18 protein-coding genes and 1 other RNA gene are annotated in these 18,624 nt (G+C 57.2%); 15 read left to right on the top strand and 4 right to left on the bottom strand.

Features of this window, described 5'->3' with window-relative positions; genetic code table 11:
- Positions 1-220 precede the first annotated feature (220 nt).
- From petA to ABYM29_RS06235, 4 genes are all read left to right on the top strand, one after another.
- Positions 221-817 (top strand): ubiquinol-cytochrome c reductase iron-sulfur subunit, encoded by a 597-nt coding sequence (petA, locus tag ABYM29_RS06220; RefSeq protein ID WP_372863504.1) that lies wholly within the window; start codon positions 221-223, stop codon positions 815-817.
- Positions 817-2,871, top strand: a complete 2,055-nt coding sequence (locus ABYM29_RS06225; RefSeq protein ID WP_372863507.1) for a ubiquinol-cytochrome c reductase — start codon at positions 817-819, stop codon at positions 2,869-2,871. The genes petA and ABYM29_RS06225 overlap by 1 nt, the downstream gene beginning before the upstream one ends.
- Before the next feature lie 91 nt (positions 2,872-2,962).
- Complete coding sequence (sspA, locus tag ABYM29_RS06230; RefSeq protein ID WP_372863509.1) at positions 2,963-3,607, top strand: stringent starvation protein SspA; 645 nt, start codon at positions 2,963-2,965, stop codon at positions 3,605-3,607.
- A gap of 16 nt (positions 3,608-3,623) precedes the next feature.
- Positions 3,624-4,031 carry a ClpXP protease specificity-enhancing factor gene (locus tag ABYM29_RS06235; RefSeq protein WP_372863512.1) on the top strand — a complete coding sequence of 136 codons (408 nt, stop codon included), beginning with the start codon at positions 3,624-3,626 and terminating at the stop codon, positions 4,029-4,031.
- 56 nt (positions 4,032-4,087) lie between these two features.
- Here ABYM29_RS06235 and ABYM29_RS06240 read toward each other — a convergent pair whose 3' ends face one another.
- From ABYM29_RS06240 to ABYM29_RS06255, 4 genes are read right to left on the bottom strand one after another with little or no spacing between them, the layout of a single operon-like run.
- A complete protein-coding gene (locus tag ABYM29_RS06240; RefSeq protein WP_372863515.1) occupies positions 4,088-4,660 on the bottom strand; it encodes a BON domain-containing protein in 573 nt (190 codons plus the stop codon).
- Position 4,661: 1 nt separating this feature from the next.
- A complete protein-coding gene (locus ABYM29_RS06245; protein WP_372863517.1) occupies positions 4,662-5,249 on the bottom strand; it encodes an SIS domain-containing protein in 588 nt (195 codons plus the stop codon).
- A gap of 12 nt (positions 5,250-5,261) precedes the next feature.
- Positions 5,262-5,624 (bottom strand): YraN family protein, encoded by a 363-nt coding sequence (locus ABYM29_RS06250; protein ID WP_372863520.1) that lies wholly within the window; start codon positions 5,622-5,624, stop codon positions 5,262-5,264.
- A 3-nt stretch (positions 5,625-5,627) separates the two neighbouring features.
- Positions 5,628-7,541, bottom strand: coding sequence for a penicillin-binding protein activator (locus ABYM29_RS06255; RefSeq protein ID WP_372863521.1), 1,914 nt, complete (start codon positions 7,539-7,541; stop codon positions 5,628-5,630).
- A 48-nt stretch (positions 7,542-7,589) separates the two neighbouring features.
- Between ABYM29_RS06255 and rsmI the strand changes: the two genes are divergently transcribed.
- The 11 genes from rsmI to ABYM29_RS06310 form a co-directional block, all read left to right on the top strand.
- Positions 7,590-8,435 carry a 16S rRNA (cytidine(1402)-2'-O)-methyltransferase gene (gene rsmI / locus ABYM29_RS06260; RefSeq protein ID WP_372863524.1) on the top strand — a complete coding sequence of 282 codons (846 nt, stop codon included), beginning with the start codon at positions 7,590-7,592 and terminating at the stop codon, positions 8,433-8,435.
- Positions 8,436-8,479: 44 nt separating this feature from the next.
- Positions 8,480-8,840, top strand: an RNA gene (rnpB, locus tag ABYM29_RS06265) — RNase P RNA component class A.
- A gap of 296 nt (positions 8,841-9,136) precedes the next feature.
- A complete protein-coding gene (gene mraZ / locus ABYM29_RS06270; protein ID WP_372863527.1) occupies positions 9,137-9,580 on the top strand; it encodes a division/cell wall cluster transcriptional repressor MraZ in 444 nt (147 codons plus the stop codon).
- 10 nt (positions 9,581-9,590) lie between these two features.
- Positions 9,591-10,520 (top strand): 16S rRNA (cytosine(1402)-N(4))-methyltransferase RsmH, encoded by a 930-nt coding sequence (gene rsmH / locus ABYM29_RS06275; protein ID WP_372863530.1) that lies wholly within the window; start codon positions 9,591-9,593, stop codon positions 10,518-10,520.
- A 66-nt stretch (positions 10,521-10,586) separates the two neighbouring features.
- Positions 10,587-10,856, top strand: a complete 270-nt coding sequence (gene ftsL / locus ABYM29_RS06280) for a cell division protein FtsL (protein ID WP_372863533.1) — start codon at positions 10,587-10,589, stop codon at positions 10,854-10,856.
- Positions 10,840-12,567, top strand: a complete 1,728-nt coding sequence (locus ABYM29_RS06285; RefSeq protein WP_372863536.1) for a peptidoglycan D,D-transpeptidase FtsI family protein — start codon at positions 10,840-10,842, stop codon at positions 12,565-12,567. Before ftsL ends, ABYM29_RS06285 begins: the two co-directional genes overlap by 17 nt.
- Positions 12,564-14,054, top strand: a complete 1,491-nt coding sequence (locus ABYM29_RS06290) for a UDP-N-acetylmuramoyl-L-alanyl-D-glutamate--2,6-diaminopimelate ligase (RefSeq protein ID WP_372863538.1) — start codon at positions 12,564-12,566, stop codon at positions 14,052-14,054. Before ABYM29_RS06285 ends, ABYM29_RS06290 begins: the two co-directional genes overlap by 4 nt.
- Positions 14,051-15,415: a UDP-N-acetylmuramoyl-tripeptide--D-alanyl-D-alanine ligase gene (gene murF / locus ABYM29_RS06295; RefSeq protein ID WP_372863541.1), complete on the top strand. Its 1,365-nt coding sequence runs from the start codon at positions 14,051-14,053 to the stop codon at positions 15,413-15,415. Before ABYM29_RS06290 ends, murF begins: the two co-directional genes overlap by 4 nt.
- 1 nt (position 15,416) lies before the next feature.
- Complete coding sequence (mraY, locus tag ABYM29_RS06300) at positions 15,417-16,499, top strand: phospho-N-acetylmuramoyl-pentapeptide-transferase (RefSeq protein ID WP_372863544.1); 1,083 nt, start codon at positions 15,417-15,419, stop codon at positions 16,497-16,499.
- 19 nt (positions 16,500-16,518) lie between these two features.
- Positions 16,519-17,865, top strand: a complete 1,347-nt coding sequence (murD, locus tag ABYM29_RS06305) for a UDP-N-acetylmuramoyl-L-alanine--D-glutamate ligase (RefSeq protein WP_372863547.1) — start codon at positions 16,519-16,521, stop codon at positions 17,863-17,865.
- Positions 17,858-18,624, top strand: a 767-nt coding sequence (locus ABYM29_RS06310; protein ID WP_372863549.1) for an FtsW/RodA/SpoVE family cell cycle protein, incomplete at its 3' end; no start/stop codon positions are given. The genes murD and ABYM29_RS06310, both read left to right, overlap by 8 nt.

Raw genomic sequence — 18,624 nt, forward strand, 5'->3', positions numbered from 1 at the left:
AAGGCCGGAAGGCGCTTATTGGCGGCTATCGGAAAACGCCCAACAGCAATCTGTGGGCGTTTTTTTTTGCCCGTTTGAGGGGCGCGGTTCAGCTTGCCAAACCGGGTATTTATTGTCAGTTGGGGTCAAGTTCATTAGTATTTGCCCCATTTTAAACTGACTGTCGGCCCTGCTGGGGGTCGGCTTGGTCTGATTATTCGTATGTTATGGGGGAATCGTCATGAGTAATGACGGCGTAAACACGGGGCGTCGGCGCTTTTTGACCGCAGCCACCTCGGTGGTCGGTGCCGCGGGTATGGTCGGTGTGGCCACGCCCTTTGTTGGTTCTTGGAATCCCAGTGCTAAAGCCAAAGCGGCCGGTGCACCGGTCAAGGCTGATATTAGTAAGCTGGAGCCGGGCCAGATGGTGGTTGTTGAATGGCGCGGGAAGCCGGTCTATGTGCTGCGTCGTACGCAGAAGCAGATCGAGGAGCTGGCAGCTGTTGATACATACCTCAAGGACCCGACGTCTGCGGGTGCCGATCAACCCGAGTATATCGAAGGTGTTGCACGTGCGCTCCGGCCTGAATACCTAGTGTTGGTTGGACTTTGTACCCACTTGGGTTGTGCGCCGAAGCATCGCCCTGAAGTGGGCGTGCCTGATCTGGGTGGTGACGCATGGGTTGGTGGTTTCTTCTGCCCTTGTCACGGTTCGCGATTTGATCTGTCCGGGCGTGTGTACGCTGGTTCGCCGGCCTCACAGAACCTGGTTGTTCCACCTTATTCCTATGAGGGTGACAACATTCTTGTCATCGGTGTTGATCAGGGGGCTGCGTAATGAAGATGTTGATTGGTCTGCGCGACTGGGTTGATGCCCGCCTGCCAATTATGCGCGCATGGGATACCCACATGGGTAAATACTATGCGCCGAAGAATTTTAATTTCTGGTACTTCTTTGGTGTGCTGTCGCTGCTGGTGCTGGTAAACCAGTTGCTGACCGGTGTATGGCTGACCATGAGCTTTACGCCCAGCGCCGAAGAGGCCTTCCGCTCCGTTGAATACATCATGCGCGATGTGGAATACGGCTGGATTATCCGCTATATGCACTCCACTGGCGCCTCGGCGTTCTTTTTGGTGGTTTACCTGCATATGTTCCGGGCTCTGCTTTACGGTTCGTACAAAAAGCCTCGCGAGCTGATCTGGGTGTTCGGGATGTTCATCTTCCTGGCGTTGATGGCCGAGGCCTTTGTCGGCTACGTGCTGCCCTGGGGTCAGATGTCGTACTGGGGTGCGCAGGTTATTATTTCGTTGTTCGGTGCGATCCCGGTTGTCGGTGAGGACATCGTTCAGTGGATTCGCGGTGACTACCTGATTTCCGGTATTACCCTGAACCGTTTCTTTGCCCTGCATGTGGTTGCCCTGCCTATCATTTTGCTGGCCCTGGTTGTTCTGCATATTCTGGCGCTTCACGAAGTGGGTTCGAACAACCCCGATGGCGTGGAAATCAAGAAGAATAAAGATGCGAACGGTGTGCCGCTCGATGGGGTGGCCTTCCACCCGTATTACACCGTGCACGATCTGACGGCGGTGGCGGTATTCCTGTTCGTATTCTGCAGCATTATTTTCTTTATGCCGGAAATGGGCGGGTACTTTATTGAGTTCGCCAATTTCGAAATCGCCAACGGTTTGAAAACGCCTGAGCACATTGCGCCGGTTTGGTACTTCACGCCGTTCTATTCAGTGCTGCGCGCAGTGCCGGATAAGCTGTGGGGCTTTGTCGCCTTTGGCGCTTCCGTGGCGATTCTGTTCTTGTTGCCCTGGTTGGATCGCAGCCCGGTTAAATCGATTCGTTACAAAGGGCGTATCAGTAAAATCGCCATTGTGGTGTTCGCTGCAGCCTTCCTGATCTTGGGTGTGTTGGGCGTGAAAGCACCGACTGAGGCGCGTACCCTGCTGGCGCGTATTTGTTCGGTGATCTACTTTGGCTTCTTCCTGCTGATGCCTTTCTGGACTCGCTGGGAGGCGACCAAGCCAGAGCCGACTCGGGTTACCGATGGCGGTATGGGTTTCTGGAAAAGCATGGGTGTCTTGTTGGTTGTGGCGCTGTTGACCATCCTGCCGCTCAAGGCCGTTGGCGCTGAGTCCGCTTTCAATTGTGGCACGATGGCCTGTGACGAAATTGATACCGATGTCACCGATTTGCCGTCGCTGCAGCGCGGTGCGCAGACCTATATGAATTACTGTATGGGTTGTCATTCGCTGCAATACGGCCGCTACCAGCGCACGGCAACGGATCTGAATATTCCCGAAGATCTGTTCGAGCAGCACCTGAAGTTAGACGCATCGGCTAAAATCGGTGCCTTGATGGAAAATTCCATGGACAGCGCCGATGCTAAAAAATGGTTCGGCGCGGCGCCGCCGGACCTTACCCTGGTGGCGCGGGCACGCAATCCAGACTGGTTGTACACCTATTTGCGTACCTTCTATGCAGACTCCTCACGCCCCTACGGTGTGAACAATAAAGTCTTTAAGGACGTGGGTATGCCCCATGTGTTGGCGGAGCTGCAGGGTATGCCAGAGTGTGCCCCTGGCCCTGTCCATGCTGAAAATGGTGGTATACTGCGCGATCCGCTAACCGGTGAAGATGTACTGTTTGATAAAAACGGCGAGGCGTTGAATCCTTGTGGCAGCTTTACTTATGCCAGTGAGGGTAGCTTGAGCCCTGCGGAATACGACAAAGTGGTCTACGACCTGGTTAATTTCCTCGAGTACATGGGTGAGCCGGTGCAGGCTAAGCGCAAGCGTATCGGTGTTTATGTGCTGGCGTTTATAGCGTTGTTTTTTGTATTCGCCTATTTGTTGAATCGCGAGTACTGGAAGGACGTGCATTAATACGGCCTGTTAAATAGGTTTGTGGACGGGCGGCTTCAATCGGAGTCCGCCCGTTTCTTGTCATATCGATTGATAGTTTGAGGTGAGTTCAATGGGCGTTGTTGCCAAGCGTTCTACAATGACATTCTTTTCTGATGCGTCCAGCCATTACAGCCACCGCGTGCGTATTGTGTTGGCTGAGAAGGGTGTTACTGTCGATATTATCGACGTCGACCCGAACAGCCTCCCGGAGGAAGTCTCCGAGCTGAACCCCTATAACAGTTTGCCGACGCTGGTTGATCGCGATTTGGCTCTGTACGAGTCCAAGGTGATGATGGAGTACTTGGACGAGCGCTTCCCGCACCCGCCGCTACTGCCGGTATATCCGGTGGCTCGTGGTGAGAGTCGCCAGTATATCTATCGTATCGAGCGCGATTGGTGTCGTTTGGTGGATGAGATTCAGAGCGGCAGTCAAAAGGCACAGGACAAGGCGAGAAAAGAGTTGCGCGACAGCTTGTTGACCATAGCGCCGATCTTTGCTGAAAAACCGTTCTTTATGAATGAGGAGTTCACCCTGGTGGACTGCTGTCTGGCCCCTATCCTCTGGCGCCTGGAGCTGTTGGCGGTAGAAATTCCTCAGACCCGCCAGTCTAAGCCTTTGCTGGAGTATATGGCGCGCTTGTTCGAGCGTCCGTCGTTTCAGGAAAGCTTGACACAGAAAGAGCGGGAAATGCGCAGCGAAAGCACCGCAGCCTAATCAGGCGCATTTAACGATGGCTATGAGCTCTAGTCGCCCCTATATGATCCGCGCGATCTATGAGTGGGTGGTCGATAATGACTGCACTCCCTACATCCTGGTAAATGCCATGCTGGAGGGTGTTGAAGTGCCGCAGCAGTTCGTCCAGGACGGCCAGATTGTGCTGAATATTTCGCCGTCGGCGGTGGTCGGCTTGGATGTCGGCAACGACGAACTGGGATTTCGTGGCCGTTTCGGCGGTGTGGCTCAGGATATTCGTGTGCCGGTTGGCGCCGTGCTGGGCATTTATGCCCGGGAGAATGGTCAGGGTATGCTGTTTGATGCCGACGAGCCAACGCTGCCGCCCGATGGCGATGGCCCGCCAGCGGAGCGTCAGAGTGCCAAGCCGCATGCTGGCAAGCCCAGCCTCAAAGTAGTGAAATAAAAAAGCCCGGCAAATGCCGGGCTTTTTTATTTCTGCCTGGTTATCGCCGGAGGGCGTTAATAGTACTCGAAGACGCGCACGACTTTTTGTACGCCCTTGGTTTCGCTGGCAATGCGCGCGGCGATGTCTGATTCGCTTTTCGAGACCATCCCCAGGAGATAAACCGCGCCGTTTTCCGTTACGACCTTGATACGCGACGCGTCGAGCTGTTCGTGCAGTGATAGGCGGCTTTTGACCTTGGTGCTCAGCCAGCCGTCGTTACTGCGCGTCAGCATGCTGGTGGGCTCGCCAACACTCAGTTCATTGTGAACTTTGCGGACTTTCTTTAATTTGTTGGCGACTTCGGCGGCCTGCTCGCGCAGCTCTAGGTTGGCGACTTGGCCGGTGAGCAGCACGATGCCATTGTGGCTAGTCACGGTTATATGGGCTGAATCTAGCTCAGGGTGCGTTTTGCGAATATTGACCGTGGCTTTGGTTTCGATAATTTCATCGTCAATATAACTGCCAAGACTGCGACTGCCTGGGTCTTCCTCAATGGGCCGGTCGTGGGTTGCGGTGAGAATTTGCGTGCAGGCGCTCAGCGATAAAATCATCAAAAATGGCAGCAGGCTGCGGGGAAGGGCTGTCATGTTAATGGCTTCCAAAGAGTTGACTGTCGATTAATTCGCAGATGGCGTGTACTGCCACCAGTTGCATTTCTGTGAGGCGGGCGGCGTTGTCGATGGGGAATACCAATTCGATGTCATCCGCTTGTAGCAGGGCGCGGGCGTCACCGTCGCTAGTGCCGCACATCGAAATCACGCGCATCTCCCGCTCGTGTGCCGCCTGTATGCAGCGAAGTGTGTTGGCGCTGCCGCTCTGATAGCAGATAAATAAGCAATCGCCTTGCTGGCCGAGGGCGCGAATCTGATTGGCGAAGATGTCGTTGTAGCCCGACTGTGCGGCAATGGCGGTCGCACTGGCGGTATCTGCGGTGAGTGCCATTGCCGGCAGTGCTGGGCGTTCGTGTTGAAAGTTATTGAGGAGGTTGGTCACAAGATGTTGGGCGATAAGGCCGTTACTGCCCTCTCCACAGCACATGATTTTTTTTTCCTGCAGCATGGCATCGACGATACTGTGGCTGGCTTGCGCGATGTCATCGCCCAGCGCTTCCATGGTGTACATGCAGCTTTCAATGTGCCGATGAAAAAGGTCAACGACTTGTTCGGAGTGATCCACCGTGCAGAATCCTTATAGCTGAAATGCGTTGGGCAGCCAGTTTAACTGAAATTCGCCGTTGCTTTCTGTAGCTTCAATGACATCGAAGCGGCAGGGAGGTTCCGTTTGGCATTGGCTGGCAAGGTAGTGGGAGGCGGCGTGGATGAGCCGCTGCTGTTTGCGGGCGTTTACCGACTCGGCGGCGCCGCCAAAGCGCAGATTGCCGCGCAGTCGAACCTCGACAAATACCAGATAGTCGTGGTGGCGCGCGACAATATCAATTTCGCCGAGCCGGCAGCGATAATTGCGCTGTAATATCTGCAGCTTTTGCGACTGCAAATAGTCGCATGCTGCCTGCTCGGCGCCATCGCCGCGGGCTTTGCTGCTATTCGCCATTATTCAATTGTGGTTCTGACTCAGTGCATCGATGACGGCGACACCGTCGCGGATTTCAGCCAGGGTGAGCTCCCGCTCTATTTGCCCTTGCTGATTTAAGGTGAGGGTGCCCGTTTCGCCAAAGACTTGGCCATTGCCCCCGCGCAGCTGGGCAATGCGCATGTGCAGGCGGAAACTGTCGACGCCGAGGGCGTACATTCGCTGATAGGCCGCGCTCTGCGGCAGATTGCCGTTGATGGCCTGGCGAATGGCTGAGTCGCTGTTGAATACCCAGGGGATGTCGATGAAGTGAACGCCATTAATATCTTGATCTCGGGAGCGGTTTTCGTCGCCGTGGTAGATGTGCGAGGTCGCATAGACGGGCAGGTCGCCGGCGTAGTGATAGGCCAGCAACGGCTTTACGGCCCGCCCTTCATTGGGGCGGGCGACGAGGAAGATCATATCTGCGTCGCTGCGTCGGTATGGTTCGAAATGCGGCGCTGTACCGAGGATTTGTTGCAGCCGTTGACGGCGGCGCTCGCTCTGGTCGATGTGCAACAGTTGTTTAATGCGTTTTGAGTAGTTGTTGGTTTTTGCGTCGAAGGTCGTACTGTCAACGACTTGGCCGCCAAGTTCCTGCCAGCGGCGGGCAAAGGCGTCGGCGACCTTGCCGCCCCAGCTGCCCTCTGGGGTGATTATCATGGCGCGGCGCAGGCCCTTATTGCGGGCGATAATGGCGATTTGCTCGGCTTCGTCCTCGGGGTTGAGGCCAAACTGATAAAGGCCGCTGGGAGAGCGCTGGCTGTCGATGCGGTTGAGCGCCAGTGTGGGCAGGCTCATCATTTCTGGGTGTCGGGCTATCAGTTCGCTGAGTTTTTCTTTGCGGAGCGGGCCAATCGCCATCTCGCAACCGTCGGCGCGGGCCTGCAGCAGCAGTTGGTTAATGTCGCCGCTGTCGCTGTTGTAAAACAGCAGCTCAGGCACTTTGGCTTGCTTCTGCTGGGTATCGAGGTAGGCGGCAATAAAGCCGTCGCGAATCGCTTTGCCGTAGTTGGCGTAGCGGCCGGTAAACGGCAGTAATAGTGCGATTTTGTCGGGTTGGGCAACGGCTAGGCTGTCTAGTTGGTCGAGCCCGCCGGGCAGTGGTTCTCGGGCTGGGTGGCTGGGCCAGCGAGCCAGCCAGGCATCGCGTTGCCGGATCTGGGCGCCGATATCGCCCTGGTTGTCTTTGGCAATCGAGGCCAGTTCGAGCCAGCCGAGGTAGTCGCGGTTGCTGGCGCTGCCAAGTTTGTCCAGTAGCACGGTGGTCGGGATCTGCATCAGCGACTGCCAGATTGCCTCGCGATTGTGCGTTTGTTGGGCGCTGGTGAGCAGTGGGTCGATAAAAATCCATTCGCGGACGGCGGCGAGGTGGTCGCCCTCAATGGCAAACAGCGAGGCGCGGAGCTGGCTAAATTGTAGTTGGCGGCGTAGCGGTGCCTCCAGCATCGCCTGTTCGACCAGCGGGTCTGAGAGCTCGTGCAGGGCTTCGGTAAATTCGGCGTGGGCGCGGTGTACGCGCGCGCGCACCAGGGCCAGCCGCAGGGCCTGGGAAGGGGGAAGCTCGGGGGCAATGAGCTCGCCAACGACTTCGTCGGCGCGACCAACTTCGCCGTCGCGAAGCAGTACTTCGGCAGCGCGCAATTTCAGCTCCTGCGCGCGTTCGGGTTCGGCATTGTCGGCCTCAATTAGCCAGAGTTCGATGTCGCTGGAGTTGGCGGTGGCGGCGTTAAAAGCGAGCGGCGCGCGGCTCGGTGGGCGCTCCGGGCGCTGGCGAATATCACCGTAACTTTGCAGTTGCTCTTTCGGGCTTGACTTGGTTGGAGTGCTCGGCGTGGTCGAGCAGGCCGCGAGGACCGCGCCGGTCAACGCGAAAGCGAAAAATCTTGTCTTCATCATTAGGCCGTTGTTAGTCTTCGCAAGCTGATTAATAAGAGGTGTGCCCCTGTGGATTCGATCGCCACGTTATACGTTGTTGCCACGCCGCTGGGGAATCTGGCAGATATGGTACCCCGGGGGCTGGAAGTCCTACAAATGGTTGATCGTATTGCTGCTGAGGATACACGTCGAAGTGCCCCCTTGCTTGCGCATTTTGGCGTGACCACGCCGATGTTTGCCTATCACGATCACAGTGGCAGTCGCGATACTGAGCGTCTGCTCGACGTGTTGCGCGGCGGTGGCAGCGTTGCGTTGATTTCCGATGCGGGCACGCCACTGATATCGGACCCGGGTTTTCGCCTGGTGGACGCTGCGTTGGCCGAGGGCTTTAGGGTATCGCCGGTGCCGGGGCCCTGCGCCGTGATCGCGGCGCTGTCCGCCGCGGGCCTGCCTTCAGACCGCTTTAGTTTTGAAGGCTTCCTGCCGGCAAAGGAGCAGGGGCGGCGAAAGCAGCTGTTGGGCTTGAGCGGTGAAACGCGCACGCTGATCTTTTATGAGGCTCCCCATCGTTTGCTTGAGAGTGTGCGAGATATTGCCGATTGCATGGGGGACGACAGGGTGGTGGTGCTGGCCCGTGAGTTGACCAAGTTGTATGAAACGGTGGTCAGGAAGTCGGCTGCCGAATTGGCGGCGTGGATTGCGGAAGACCGAAATCAACAGCGGGGTGAGTGCGTGTTGCTGGTCGCGGGTTATCAGCCGCTGCCCGATGCGCTGCCGGTCGATGCGCTGCGCTATTTTGATGTGCTGCGGGCAGAGCTGCCAATGAAACAGGCCGCGGCCCTTGCCGCCAAACTGACTGGTGTGAAGAAAAATCGGTTTTATCAGTATGGCTTGGAGCACCCGCTAAAAAATTAGTGGCGGGGCTTGTGTTGCTTGTGGGTACTGGTTATTCTTACAGTTGAGTCGGCTGGGCGGCCGCTCTGTGTTGAATATTTGTTCAGTGCGGGGAGGAAAGTCCGGGCTCCATAGGGTAAGGCGCCAGGTAACGCCTGGGGGGCGAGAGCCTACGGAAAGTGCAGCAGAAAATATACCGCCTACGTAGCTTCGGCTGCCGGTAAGGTTGAAATGGTGCGGTAAGAGCGCACCGCGCGACTGGTAACAGTTCGTGGCATGGTAAACCCCGCCTGGAGCAAGGCCAAATAGGAATCCTATGCTGCGACCCGCAGTGGATTCGGGTAGGCTGCTTGAGGTCTGCGGTGACGCAGATCCCAGATGAATGGTCGTCCACGACAGAACCCGGCTTATAGGCCGACTCAATTTTAATTTCCCCTCTTTGTTTTGTGTTCTTGGTAATCCCTCTAAGACTTAAGGTTTTACTTTAAGTCGCGTTTTTATGTGCCTGCTTTGCAAGTGATAGTTTCTCTTTTGTTCTGCAAGTTTCGCGAATTTCGCGGCAACTTGCCGACTGTTTAGCGAAAAATGCCCGCCTTTTAACTGTCGCCGTCCTTGACAGAAAGACTTGCCAGTTCATATAGTGTCGCATAGTGGTGAAAAGTGGTTTTTTGTGGGGCATGGTGGTTTGAAAGTGGGTAAACAACGGAATTTGGTGGCCTAGCGTGTTTATTGGCAGCTACGCAATCACGATGGATGCAAAGGGGCGCATGGCTATACCAGCCAAGGTGCGAGATACCCTTGCGTCGGTTTGTGAGGGGCGTTTAGTTGTCACGGCGCATACCGAAGAGCGCTGTTTGCTGGTTTATCCCGAGCCTCAGTGGTTGGATCTGCAGCCGAAAATAGAGGCGCTGCCCAATATTCACCGCAAGGCGCGTCGCATGCAGCGCCTGCTTTTGGGGTATGCGACGCCCCTTGAATTAGATGGCAACGGCCGAGTGTTACTGCCACAGACCCTGCGTGATTACGCGAGCCTGGAGAAAAAGCTGATGCTCATCGGGCAGGGTAAAAAATTGGAGCTATGGAGTGAGTCGGGCTGGCGTCAAGAGCTCGACACGGGCGACGACGACGAGTCGATGCCCGAAGAAATGCTGTCGCTGTCACTTTAAGGGGGCTGCTTTGGAACAGCATCTGACTGTATTGCGGGACGAAGCCGTATCTGCCCTGATTGTTGACCGGGGTGGGCGCTACATCGATGGCACTTTTGGTCGCGGTGGGCACAGTCGACTGCTGCTCCAGGAGCTGGACGGCGATGGCCAACTTATGGGTATCGACAAGGATCCCCAGGCTTGTGCCGAAGGTGAGGCGCTGATGGCCGAAGACGGCCGGTTTCGCATTGCGCGAGGCTCTTTTGCCGATGTCGATATGTTGGTGCAGCAGGCGGGTTGGCAGGGTGGCGTCGATGGTATTTTGCTGGACCTCGGCGTGTCGTCGCCGCAGCTAGACCAAGCCGAGCGCGGTTTTAGCTTTATCCGCGACGGCGAGCTGGATATGCGCATGGATACCGATAGTGGGCTCAGCGCCGCAGACTGGCTGGCGCAGGCGAGTGACACTGAGATCGCACGGGTATTAAAAGAATACGGCGAAGAGCGGTTTGCCAAGCGTATTGCTCGCGCCATTGTGGCGGCGCGGGAAGAGGCGCCGATACGCCGCACTTTGCAGTTGGCAAAAATTGTCGCTGAGGCGAATCCGGCTTGGGAAAAGCACAAGCATCCGGCAACACGAGCTTTTCAAGCTATCCGCATTTTTATTAATAATGAGTTGGGCGACTTGGAGTGCTTTCTGGAAAAGGTGGTCGGCCTGTTGCGGCCGGGTGGCCGTTTGGTGGTGATCAGTTTTCATTCGCTGGAAGACCGCATGGTAAAGCGCTTTATGCGTCGCCAGGCCCAGGGACAAGCTATGCCGGCCTACCTGCCGGTAACTGATGAACAAGTGGGGCGCAGCATGCGCTTGCTCGGTAAGGCTGTAAAGCCAAGCGAGCAGGAAGTCGCGGTTAACCCAAGAGCGCGCAGTGCAGTGATGCGCGTTGCCGAGAAGTTGGGGAGCTAAGTGGTGGTGTCGCGCCGTTCCGCTAGCGCGTCAGGCGCAGCAGGGTCAGCCGCGCCGCTGGGCGGAATGTTGGTGCCGCTGCTGTTGATATTGGTCATTGTGTCGGCATTGGCATTGATTCAAAGCTCTCATCGTTCGCGCAAATTGTTTAGCGAGCTGCAGGATCTTCGTCGCGAGGCCATGCAGTTAGACGAGGAGTGGGGGAGGCTGTTGCTTGAGCAGAGTACTTGGGCATCGCCGGACCGAGTTCAAAGCTTGGCCGAAGATAAATTAGAAATGAAAGCGCCGGATATGCGCGAGGTCAAAATGGTTAGAGGTTATGGCAAAGCAGCTTAAAGCACCGATATCGCCTTGGCGGTTTCGTGCAGTCGTGGCGGGCCTGTTGGTTCTCGCGGCGATGCTGCTGCTGCGCACCTTGACCCTGCAAGTGCTGGATGTCGATCGCGGCTACGAGTTTCTACAGGGGCAGGGAAATGCCCGCACCATTCGCAGCGAAGTGATTCCCGCCCACCGCGGCATGATTTCTGACCGCAACGGTGAGCCGCTGGCGGTGAGTACGCCAGTGGCCTCGATCTGGGCTAACCCACAGGAGTTGGCTAAGCAAAAAGACGGCTGGCCGCGCCTGGCGGCGTCATTGGATATGTCGGTGGCGGAATTATCGCGTCGGCTGAAGCGCTATGCCAACAGCCAGTTTATGTATTTGCGCCGTCATTTAGCGCCTCAGGATGCCAAGGCTATTCTGGCGCTAAAGGTGCCGGGCGTTTATCTGCAGCGCGAGTACCGGCGCTTTTACCCGGCCGGCGAGGTGACGTCACACTTGCTGGGCTTTACGAATATTGATGATGTCGGTCAGGAGGGTTTAGAGCTGGCTTACGATCGCTGGCTCAATGGGCGTCCGGGCCGCAAGCGTGTGCTTAAAGATCTGTACGGCAATATTATTCGCGAGATAGATGCTGGAGAGGAGGCCAGTCCAGGAAAAGATGTGCAGTTGAGCATCGACCTGCGGCTGCAGTATTTAGCGTATCGGGAACTCAAGGCAGCATTAAAACGAACCGGCGCAAAGGCCGGTTCGGTCGTTATTCTGGATAGCCAAAGCGGTGAAGTGCTGGCGATGGTAAACCAGCCTTCGTACAACCCGAATAATCGCAGCCGGTTGAAGCCAAGTGCACTGCGCAATCGAGCGGTAATTGATATGTTCGAGCCGGGCTCTACCGTTAAACCGATTACCCTAGTTGCGGCACTGGAGAGCGGCCGATACGAGCCGGAAACTGAGATTAACACTCACCCCGGTTATATAAAAGTTGGCCCAAAATTACTGGAAGATCACCGCAATTACGGCGTGTTAACGGTGTCTGAAGTACTTAAAAAGTCCAGCCAGGTAGGCACCACAAAGATCGCGCTGTCCCTGGATGAGCAGGAGGTGTGGCGGGTTTTTCAGCGTTTTGGTTTTGGCCGCAGCACCGGATCAGGCTTTCCGGGTGAAAGTTCCGGGGTGCTGCCGAACCGGCCCAATTGGCGTGCCATTGAGCGGGCGACCCTGTCGTTTGGTTACGGCATGACGGTAACCAATTTGCAACTTGCCCAGGCATACGCCGTCTTTGCTAACAACGGTGTTTTTCAGCCGGTATCGCTGCTGAAGCGTCAGCAGCCGGCAGAGCGCAAGCAACTGGTTTCGCCACAAATCGCTCGGCAGATGGTGGCGATGCTTGAAGGGGTCACCGAGCCCGGGGGCACCGCGACTCGCGCCCAGGTGGATGCCTATCGGGTTGCCGGGAAAACCGGTACATCGCACAAGGCCGAGGCCGGTGGTTATGCCGAGGATCGTTATTTCTCGCTGTTTGCCGGTCTGGCGCCGGCCAGTAATCCGCGCATTGTGGCGGTCGTGGCCATTGATGAACCGAGCGGTGATTATTTCGGTGGCCTGGTTGCAGCCCCGGTGTTTTCAAATGTCGTTGCCGATGCTTTGCGACTGATGAATATCGCACCTGACAATGTTGAGTCAGCGCCGCCGCCGGCGGATGTCAAAGTGGGGGATGCCGCGGCATGACCACCTTGACGCGATATCACAAGCCTGCTGAGCGAGTTCTGGGGGCGTTATTGCCGGGCTTAAGTGCCGAGATTGCCGCGATCCCCATAGGTGGCCTCTGTCTGGATAGTCGCCGCTTAAAGCCCGGTGAGGTGTTTCTGGCGGTGCGTGGTCACCGCCAAGATGGTCGCGATCATATCGACGCCGCGGTGGCTGCGGGCGCGGTTGCGGTGATTGCCGATGCGCCATGTGATGCCTCTGTGTGGTCGCTGCCGGTGCTCGAGGTGAAGGATCTCGGCCAGCGGCTGAGCGCCATTGCTGACAACTACTACGCATCCCCTTCCCGCAGTCTGCGGCTGGTGGGGATTACGGGTACTAATGGCAAAACCAGCTGCAGCTGGATGTTGGCGCAGTTGTTAGAAGCGATGAACGAGCCCTGCGGCATAGTGGGTACGCTGGGCAATGGCCGTCTGGGCAGCCTGCAGTTAGCGGGTAACACCACGCCCGATGCCGTGGCAATTCAGGCGCTGTTGGCGGATTGGTGCGAGGCCGGTGCGCGCTGGGCGTCGATGGAAGTTTCTTCTCACGGTTTGGCGCAACACCGGGTTGAGGCACTGCGTTTTGACGCCGCTATCTTTACCAATTTGAGTCAAGATCACCTCGATTACCACGGCAGTATGGCGGCCTATGCGGCGGAGAAGGCGCGGCTGTTTAGCTGGCCCGAACTGGCTCTGGCGGTGATCAACAAGGATGATGAGTTTGGCCGCCAATTGCTGCGCCAATCTAGCGCCCGGCAAGTGGTGAATTATAGCCTCAGTGACCCAGCTGCGGATGTCTATATTGAGCGCCTGGCTAGCGATATTTCCGGCAGCCGCGCGCGCCTTCACAGCCCCTGGGGAGTGATTGATATCGATACTCCGCTATTGGGAGATTTCAATCTCGCTAACCTGGCGGCTACCTGCGCTGTGCTGCTGGCCCGGGATATTGCCGCCGATGATATTTCGGCACTGTTGGGAGCTCTGCAACCGGTTCCGGGGCGAATGCAGTGCCTGCGCAGCGAAGATGGCGTGTTGGTGGTGGTTGATTATGCCCACACCGAAGATGCCTTGCAGAAGGTGTTGGCCAGCCTGCGGCCGCTGACTGGAGGTCGCTTGACCTGTGTGTTTGGCTGCGGCGGTGAGCGCGATCGGGGCAAGCGGCCACTGATGGGGCGCGCAGCGGCCGGCGGTGCAGATCGTGTGTTTGTCACCAGTGACAACCCGCGCAGTGAATCGCCGAAAGCAATTATCGATGATATTTGTCGCGGCATTGACGATCAGCGCAGCCTGCGTGTTGAAGAAGATCGCGAGCAGGCGATTCTCGACGCGATTGCTGACGCGGCGCCCGGCGATGTGGTGTTGATTGCTGGCAAGGGACACGAGCTGAGTCAGGATGTTAATGGCCAAAAATTGCCGTTCAGCGACTTGGCGGTTGCCAATCGCGCCATCGGCCGCAGGGAGGCGATATGATCCGCCCCTTGTCATTGTCTGCTATTGCCAAGCTTTGTGGCGGTCGTTTTAGCGGCGCCGATGTTGCCGTCAGCAGTGTGGCGATAGACAGCCGTAAGTTGCACCCCGGTGGGCTGTTTGTGGCGCTGCGCGGTGAGCGTGTCGACGGCCATGACTTCTTGTCTGCCGCCGTCGCCAATGGCGCGGCAGCGGCGTTGGTGAACCACGTTAGTGAGTGCCTACCCTGTGTGCAAGTCGAAGACAGCTACGCGGCGCTGGCGGCGTTGGCGGCGGAAAACCGCCGGCAGTTCCCGGGGCCGCTGGTGGCATTAACAGGCAGCAGTGGCAAAACCTCAACGAAGAATATCCTGGCAACGCTATTGGCTGATCGCGGCGAGGTATTGGCCACTGCCGGGAATTACAACAACGAGCTGGGTGTGCCACTGACCCTGCTCGACATTGGCGAGCGGCACGATTTTGCCGTGATAGAAATGGGCGCGGCTAAGGCTGGAGATATCCGCTATCTCTGTCAAATTGCGGCGCCGGAAATCGCGATTTTGACCAACGCCCAAGCCGCCCATATTCAGGGGTTTGGTTCGCTGGACGGCGTCGCGCGCAGCAAGGGTGAAATTTTTGAGGCCTTGCCTGCCGGGGGGCTGGCGGTGATAAACGCCGATGACGCTTATTGCTCTCAGTGGCAGCAGCAGGCAGCGCATTGCCGTCAGCGCCTGTTCAGTTTGACGTCGGATAAAGCCGATATCTACGCCCGGGACATTGAGCTGCAAGGGGCCGCAGGTAGCCGCTTTACTCTGCACAGCTCTGTCGGCAGCGTTGCTGTTGAGTTGCCGTTGGCGGGTCGCCACATGGTGGCCAATGCTTTGGCGGCCGCAGCGGTGGCCTTGGAGTTGGGTTTAAGTTTGCCGCAAATTGCTGCGGCGATGGCGCGGGTACGCGGTGTTGCGGGGCGCTTGTGTCGCCAGCATATTCGGGGCGTAACGCTGATCGACGACAGTTATAACGCTAATCCGGGGTCGGTGCGCGCTGCCATTAACGTCTTGGCTGCGGAAGCGGGAAGACGGCTGCTGGTGCTCGGTACGATGGCTGAGCTCGGTGCCAATGCCGTTGCACAGCATGTAGAGGTCGCCCGCTACGCTGCGCAGAGCGGCATCGATCGGCTGCTGGTGGTGGGAGAATTTGCCGAGCCGATGGCTTTGGAATTTGGCAGTGGCGCTGTGCCCTTTGCCGATAAAACGGAATTGATGGCAGTGCTGGCTGCCGAGTTGCAGGGCATTGACGCCGTGCTGGTTAAAGGTTCTCGCAGCGCCGCCATGGAGGTCGTGGTGCAAGCGCTACAACAACAATTATCCGGGGAGAACAGCTGACATGCTGTTACTGTTATCAGAATATCTGAGCCAGCATATTAGTGCCTTTGCCGTGTTTCAGTATCTTAGTATTCGCGGCATTCTCGGTGTCCTGACGGCACTGGCGATTTCACTGCTAGTCGGGCCGGCAATGATACGCCGTTTGAATTATCACCAAATTGGCCAGGCGATACGCGACGACGGCCCCAAATCTCACTTGAGTAAATCCGGCACCCCGACAATGGGCGGGGCGTTGATTTTGGTGGCCATTTTTACCAGTACGTTGTTGTGGGCCGACCTGCGCAATGCCTTTGTGTGGACGGTGCTGCTTGTCACGTTTGTGTTTGGCGCCGTGGGTTGGGTCGACGACTATCGCAAGGTGATCGAGCGCAATCCTCGGGGCTTGCCCGCGCGCTGGAAATACTTCTGGCAGAGTGTCGCGGGCATCGGCGCGTCGGTGTTTTTGTACCTTAGCGCAGACAGTCCGGTCGACACGACTTTGTACTTCCCCTTTTTCAAGAATCTCAGCTGGCAGATGGGCCCGCTGTTTATGGTGCTGTGTTATTTCGTCATCGTTGGTTCTAGCAATGCGGTGAATTTAACTGACGGTCTCGATGGTCTGGCGATTCTCCCTACGGTATTGGTCGGTGCGGCGTTGGGATTGATAGCCTACTTAACGGGCCACGTGAAATTTGCCGAGTACTTGCATATTCCCTACGTGGCGGGGGCCGGTGAGCTGATTGTTATTTGCGGCTCGTTGGCCGGGGCCGGCCTGGGTTTTCTGTGGTTTAACACCTACCCCGCTCAAGTGTTTATGGGGGATGTTGGTGCCTTGGCACTGGGTGCCACCTTGGGCTGTATTGCGGTGATTACTCGCCACGAAATTGTATTTTTCATTATGGGCGGCATTTTCGTGTTGGAGACCGTGTCGGTAATCCTGCAGGTGGCGTCGTTTAAATTGACTGGCCGGCGGATTTTTCGCATGGCGCCGATTCACCATCATTTTGAACTTAAAGGCTGGCCAGAACCGCGAGTCATTGTTCGGTTCTGGATTATTACGGTGATGCTGGTGCTGTTTGGTTTGGCAACACTGAAGCTGCGTTAGGCGAGAAAAGAGACGAACTGTGAGCTTGATTGCATCGGACAATAGGCGCGTGATTGTGGGGCTGGGAGCTACCGGGCTTTCTGTCGCCCGTCATTTGGCCGCGCGCGGACTGCCCTTTGCACTGGCCGATAGCCGCGAGCAACCGCCGGGCCTGGAAGAGTTTCGCAATGCCTTTCCGGATACGCCGGTGCAACTAGGGGCGTTTAGTGACGATCAGTTTTTAAGCGCTGATGAATTGTTGGTGAATCCGGGTATTGCCCTGAGTGAGCCGGCGATCGCCGCCGCGAAGGCCGGCGGGGTGCGTATCAGTGGTGATATCGACTTGTTTCGGCAGGCTGCCGGCGCGCCGATAGTGGCGATTACCGGTTCCAATGGCAAAAGTACCGTTACCACCTTACTGGGCGAGATGGCGGCGAGAGCGGGTGTCAATGTTGCCGTGGGGGGCAATCTTGGCACCCCGGCACTGGCGCTGCTGAACGACGAGGTCGAACTCTATGTTTTGGAGTTGTCTTCTTTTCAGTTGGAGCGCTGCGAAATGCTCGGCGCCGAAGTGGCGACGGTATTGAATGTGAGCGCGGACCACCTCGACCACCACGGCAGCATGCTGAATTACCATCAGGCCAAGCACCGCATTTTCCAGGGCTGCAAGAAGGCGGTAGTCAATGCCGACGAGTCGCTGAGTCAGCCTTTAGTGCCCGACGATGTAGAAAAGTGGAGCTTCTCTTTGGGGCGCTCCGATTTTCGCCGCTTCGGTGTCCTCGAACAGCCGGGCGGCCGCCAGCTGGCGTTGGCGAGAGCGCCGCTGATGGCGGCTAGCGAGTTGCGCATAGCCGGTCGGCACAACTTGAGCAATGCCCTGGCTGCACTGGCCTTGGGGTCGGCGATTGACTTGCCAATGTCGGCCATGCTGGATGCGTTGCGCGATTTCGCCGGCTTGCCGCATCGCTGCGAGTACGTGGCGGAGCATGATGGCGTGCGTTTTTACAACGATTCAAAGGGCACCAATGTTGGCGCTGCCGTATCGGCGATCGAAGGTTTGGCCGAGACCGGGAGGGTGGTCTTAATCGCTGGTGGCCTGGCCAAAGGCGGCGATTTTGCGCCGCTGGCTGAAGCGCTGCGCCGCAGCGGTCGTGCGGCGGTGTTGATTGGCGAGGCCGCCGCGCAGATTGACGCGGCGATTGCTGGGCGCCTGCCAACGGTTCGTGCCAGCAGCATGGCCGCCGCCGTGACCGCGGCTGCAGGCTTGGCAGAAACGGGTGATGTGGTGCTGCTGTCGCCGGCGTGCGCGAGTTTTGACATGTTTCGCAGCTACAGCGATCGCGGAGATCAATTTTGCGCGGCAGTACGGGAGCTAGCCGATGTTTAAGCCGGCGAGTATCTGGCAGGAAATACAGCTGATGGATCGCCATCTTCAGTTGTTGCTGGTTGCGCTACTGGCCGTCGGCTTTGTGGCGATGACTTCTGCGTCGGTGGAACATGCGGCCAGCCGCTACGGGGATACCTTTTTCTTTGCCAAGCGCTATGGCATGCATATCAGCTTGGCGTTGGTGCTGGGTGCGGTGATGTATCTGACGCCAGTGGCGGTATGGGAGAGAAGTGGTTGGCTGTGGTTGCTATTTGGCTTTCTGCTGCTTGCACTAGTTCTAGTGCCGGGAGTTGGTCGAGAGGTCAATGGTAGTCGCCGGTGGCTGGCGCTGGGGCCATTAACCCTGCAGGCATCCGAGTTTGTGAAGCTGTTTGTGATTTTTTATCTGGCGGGATATTTGGTGCGCCGAGGTGAGGAAGTGCAGGAGCGCTGGTCGGGCTTTGTTAAACCGATGGCGGTGTTGTTCGCGCTGACCTTGTTGCTGATGCTGGAGCCGGACTTCGGCGCTACGGTGGTGACTGCCGGAACCGCTTTTGTGATGATTTTTCTCGGTGGGGTGAAACTAGGGCAGTTTTTGCTGGTCATTCTCAGCTGCGTTGCGGGCGCGGTGGCCTTGGTGATTTTTGAGCCCTACCGGATGAAGCGTTTGACGGCGTTCACCGACCCTTGGGCGGATCAGTTTAATACCGGTTATCAGCTTACCCAGTCATTGATCGCCTTTGGTCGCGGCGAGCTAACCGGTGTCGGCTTGGGGAATAG

This window comes from Spongiibacter sp. (assembly GCF_041602295.1).
Taxonomy (GTDB): domain Bacteria; phylum Pseudomonadota; class Gammaproteobacteria; order Pseudomonadales; family Spongiibacteraceae; genus Spongiibacter.

Bases quoted from the DNA above. Each gene is read 5' to 3' on its own strand.
- petA (WP_372863504.1), top strand. From the start codon at position 221: ATGAGTAATGACGGCGTAAACACGGGGCGTCGGCGCTTTTTGACCGCA.
- ABYM29_RS06290 (WP_372863538.1), top strand. From the start codon at position 12,564: ATGACCACCTTGACGCGATATCACAAGCCTGCTGAGCGAGTTCTGGGG.
- ftsL (WP_372863533.1), top strand. From the start codon at position 10,587: ATGTTGGTGCCGCTGCTGTTGATATTGGTCATTGTGTCGGCATTGGCA.
- ABYM29_RS06250 (WP_372863520.1), bottom strand. From the start codon at position 5,624: ATGGCGAATAGCAGCAAAGCCCGCGGCGATGGCGCCGAGCAGGCAGCA.
- ABYM29_RS06235 (WP_372863512.1), top strand. From the start codon at position 3,624: ATGGCTATGAGCTCTAGTCGCCCCTATATGATCCGCGCGATCTATGAG.
- ABYM29_RS06225 (WP_372863507.1), top strand. From the start codon at position 817: ATGAAGATGTTGATTGGTCTGCGCGACTGGGTTGATGCCCGCCTGCCA.
- sspA (WP_372863509.1), top strand. From the start codon at position 2,963: ATGGGCGTTGTTGCCAAGCGTTCTACAATGACATTCTTTTCTGATGCG.
- ABYM29_RS06255 (WP_372863521.1), bottom strand. From the start codon at position 7,541: ATGATGAAGACAAGATTTTTCGCTTTCGCGTTGACCGGCGCGGTCCTC.
- murF (WP_372863541.1), top strand. From the start codon at position 14,051: ATGATCCGCCCCTTGTCATTGTCTGCTATTGCCAAGCTTTGTGGCGGT.
- ABYM29_RS06240 (WP_372863515.1), bottom strand. From the start codon at position 4,660: ATGACAGCCCTTCCCCGCAGCCTGCTGCCATTTTTGATGATTTTATCG.
- ABYM29_RS06285 (WP_372863536.1), top strand. From the start codon at position 10,840: ATGGCAAAGCAGCTTAAAGCACCGATATCGCCTTGGCGGTTTCGTGCA.
- mraY (WP_372863544.1), top strand. From the start codon at position 15,417: ATGCTGTTACTGTTATCAGAATATCTGAGCCAGCATATTAGTGCCTTT.